This window comes from Streptomyces prasinopilosus (genome assembly GCF_001419695.1).
In the GTDB taxonomy this organism is placed as follows: domain Bacteria; phylum Actinomycetota; class Actinomycetes; order Streptomycetales; family Streptomycetaceae; genus Streptomyces; species Streptomyces prasinopilosus.
This window is the reverse complement of record NZ_LIRG01000735.1, coordinates 1-3,243: the sequence shown is the minus strand read 5'-3', so window position 1 is coordinate 3,243 and position 3,243 is coordinate 1. Positions and strand designations below refer to the sequence as shown.

Sequence of the window (3,243 nt, the reverse complement as noted above, 5' to 3'; positions counted from 1 at the left end):
GCCGGTCACGTAACCTCCGGCCACGCACCGGCCGGTCACGGAGCGCGCCCGACCCCGGCCGTGGCCGGAGGTTACGTGACCGGCTGTACGGAGTCCTGTGCGGGCGCGGGCGTACGCCCGTCCTCGGCGAGGGCGCCGGACCGGTCCCGCCACGGCAGCTCCGCCGTCACCGTCGTCGGGCCGCCCTCCGGCGACTCCACGACGAACAGACCGTCGACCGCGCCCAGCCGGTCCGCGAGACCCCGCATCCCCGTACCGCCGTCCAGGCTCGCACCGCCGCGGCCGTCGTCCTCCACCTGGATGAGCAGGCGTCCGTCCGCACGCCACACCTCGACCGAGGCCGTCCGCGCCGCACTGTGCTTGCTGACGTTCTGCAGCAGCTCGGAGACGGTGAAGTAGGCGATGCCCTCGATGGCCGCGGCCGGCCGCTCGGTGAGATCGACCGTCACCCGCACCGGGACCGTGCAGCGCGAGGCGACCGACGACAGGGCCGCGTCGAGGCCGCGGTCGGTCAGCACGGCCGGGTGGATGCCGCGCGCCAGGTCCCGCAGCTCCTGCAGCGCCAGCTTCACCTCGCCGTGCGCCTCCTCGACCATCGACGCCGCCGCGTCGGGATCCTCCAGCAGCTTCTCCTTGGCCAGGCCCAGCCCCATGGCCAGGTTGACCAGCCGGGCCTGCGCGCCGTCGTGCAGGTCGCGCTCGATGCGCCGCAGGTCCGCCGCCGCCGTGTCGACCACGAGCCCCCGGCCGGACTCCAGCTCGGCTATGCGCCGCTCCAGCTCGTCGGACGGCGACAGCAGGCCGCGCACCATCGCCCGGTCCGCGTTGGCCAGCCCCCGCGCGATGAACGGCAGCACCGGCCACAGCACGAACAGCGAGGTCAGCGTGACCGTGAAGGTGACGATGCCCCAGGGCAGGCGTATCACCTCGTACAGCGCCGTACGCCAGCCCACCGGGTCCCTCAGGGCCATCCACAGCCACGGCAGGAACCCCCCGGCCTCGCGCAGCGGCAGCCGGCTCGGCTCCTCCACCCGCAGCCCGAGCAGCGCCCTGGCCCGCGCCCGCTCCCCCCTGCCCAGCAGCCGCGTCCCCATCAGACCGCCCGCGAGCAGCGGGAGCCCGACCACCGTGACGGCCAGCCCGAGTCCCAGGAACAGCGTGGTCACGACATAGGTGAAGCCCACCAGCGCCACCGGAAGGTTCGCCAGGAGATGGGCGATCTCCTTCCAGGTGTGCCGGTCGTAGGCGAGACGCACCGGTGGCGGGCGGTCGTCGGGGGAGGGGAAGGGCTCGGTCATGTGTCATAGCGTGCCCGGCCCCGGGGACCCGCGCCATGAGGTGGACCCCTGATGTCCACTGGGGAAATCCCCACCCCCGTACCAGGGGGCGACAGACTGCTTACGGGGCACTTATCAGGGCCTAGACTCCCGTGCGTACAGATCGTCGAACAGCGAGGGGCGGACGTGCGGCAACCGACCGGCGTCGATCCGACCGGCTTCGGCACGACGGGCAGCGATCCGGCTGCCGTGATCGCTTCGAACCAGGTCGCGGCGGCAGACTACTTCCAGGCGTACTCGGTCGTCGGGCTGCTCGCCGCGGTCGGCGTGCTGTTCGTCGCCTTCGCCTTCGGCGCGGGACGCCTGCTGCGGCCGGTGGTCCCCACGCCCGAGAAGCTCATGACGTACGAGTGCGGAGTCGACCCCGTCGGCGAGGGCTGGGCCCACACCCAGGTCCGCTACTACGTCTACGCCTTCCTCTACGTGATCTTCGCCGTCGACTCGATCTTCCTCTTCCCCTGGGCGACCGTCTTCGCCGCCGACGGCTACGGGGCGACCACGCTGGTGGAGATGTTCATCTTCCTCGGCTTCCTCGCCGTCGGCCTGCTGTACGCATACAAGAAGGGCGTCCTGACATGGACGTGACCCCCACCAACCCACCGGACGCCGCCACCACGCCGGGCGCGGCCACAGGCCCGGCCCGGGGGCCGGACTCCGGACCGGTACCACTGCCCGAGCCCGTCGTGCTCCCCGCGGAGGGCCGCGGACAGCTCGGCGCGCTCGCCCGGCTCGCCCCCGAGCCGATGAAGGTGATCCTCAACTGGGGCCGCCGCTATTCCCTCTGGGTCTTCAACTTCGGCCTCGCCTGCTGCGCGATCGAGTTCATCGCCGCGTCGATGGCCCGCCACGACTTCATCCGCCTCGGTGTCATCCCCTTCGCGCCGGGACCGCGCCAGGCCGACCTGATGGTCGTCTCCGGAACGGTCACGGACAAGATGGCACCCGCGGTGAAGCGCCTGTACGAGCAGATGCCCGAGCCGAAGTACGTCATCTCGTTCGGCGCGTGCAGCAACTGCGGCGGGCCGTACTGGGACTCCTACTCCGTCACCAAGGGCGTCGACCAGATCATCCCGGTCGACGTCTACGTCCCCGGCTGCCCGCCGCGGCCCGAGGCGCTGCTCCAGGGGATCCTGAAGCTCCAGGAGAAGATCGCCCGGGAGTCGCTGGGGGAGCGGTACGGATCCGGTGGGCGAGGCCCCTCGGCGGCGGCGCTGCAGAGCGGGCTGGTGAAGCCGCCGGCACCGGGGGGACCCGGCGCGGTGGAGCCCGGCCGGGGGGAGGACCGGTGACCGCTGTCGGCTGGCTCCCCGCGGACGCCGAGGACCTGTTCGGTACGGGGGCCGCGGCCGGGGAGTCGTACGAGGTCCTCACCGTCGACGTCCCGCCCGCCTCCTGGCTCCCGGCCCTGGAGACCGCGCGCGACCGGCTCGGCTGCACCTACTTCGACTGGTTGAGCGCGGTCGACGAGCCCGGCACGGGCTTCCGCGTGAGCGCCCACGTCGTGGCCCTCTCCCCGGTCCGGCGCCTGCTCCTGCGGACGACCGTCCCGCACGAGGCCCCGGCGCTGCCCTCCGCGGTGGGCGTCTACGCGGGGGCCGCCTGGCACGAACGCGAGACGTACGAGATGTTCGGCGTCGACTTCACCGGCCATCCCGCACTCGACCCCCTGCTCCTCCCGGACACCTTCGAGGGACACCCGCTGCGCAAGGACTTCGTCCTCGCCGCCCGCGTCGCCAAGGCCTGGCCCGGCGCCAAGGAACCCGGCGAGTCCGAACACGGCGGCCCCAGGCGCCGCCAGATGCTTCCCCCGGGGGTCCCCGACCCCAACGAGTGGGGCCCGCTGAAGGGCCAGCTCCCCCCGGCCCCGTCCCGTCAGGCCCGGGGCACGGGCCTGACGGGACGGGGC

At 73.0% G+C, this 3,243-nt stretch carries 4 protein-coding genes; 3 read left to right on the top strand and 1 reads right to left on the bottom strand.

The window, feature by feature from the left end:
- Positions 1-71: 71 nt before the first annotated feature.
- The gene (locus AOK18_RS25530) at positions 72-1,298 is read right to left on the bottom strand and encodes a sensor histidine kinase (RefSeq protein WP_055574257.1); all 1,227 of its coding nucleotides are present in this window, start codon (positions 1,296-1,298) and stop codon (positions 72-74) included.
- A gap of 231 nt (positions 1,299-1,529) precedes the next feature.
- Between AOK18_RS25530 and AOK18_RS25525 the strand changes: the two genes are divergently transcribed.
- The 3 genes from AOK18_RS25525 to AOK18_RS25515 form a co-directional block, all read left to right on the top strand.
- On the top strand, positions 1,530-1,922 hold the full coding sequence (locus AOK18_RS25525) for an NADH-quinone oxidoreductase subunit A (RefSeq protein WP_055695858.1): 393 nt from the start codon (positions 1,530-1,532) through the stop codon (positions 1,920-1,922).
- Positions 1,913-2,626 carry an NADH-quinone oxidoreductase subunit B gene (locus AOK18_RS25520; RefSeq protein ID WP_055574258.1) on the top strand — a complete coding sequence of 238 codons (714 nt, stop codon included), beginning with the start codon at positions 1,913-1,915 and terminating at the stop codon, positions 2,624-2,626. The genes AOK18_RS25525 and AOK18_RS25520 overlap by 10 nt, the downstream gene beginning before the upstream one ends.
- Positions 2,623-3,243 (top strand): NADH-quinone oxidoreductase subunit C (locus AOK18_RS25515; RefSeq protein WP_167738743.1); only part of this gene is annotated, 621 nt, incomplete at its 3' end. The genes AOK18_RS25520 and AOK18_RS25515, both read left to right, overlap by 4 nt.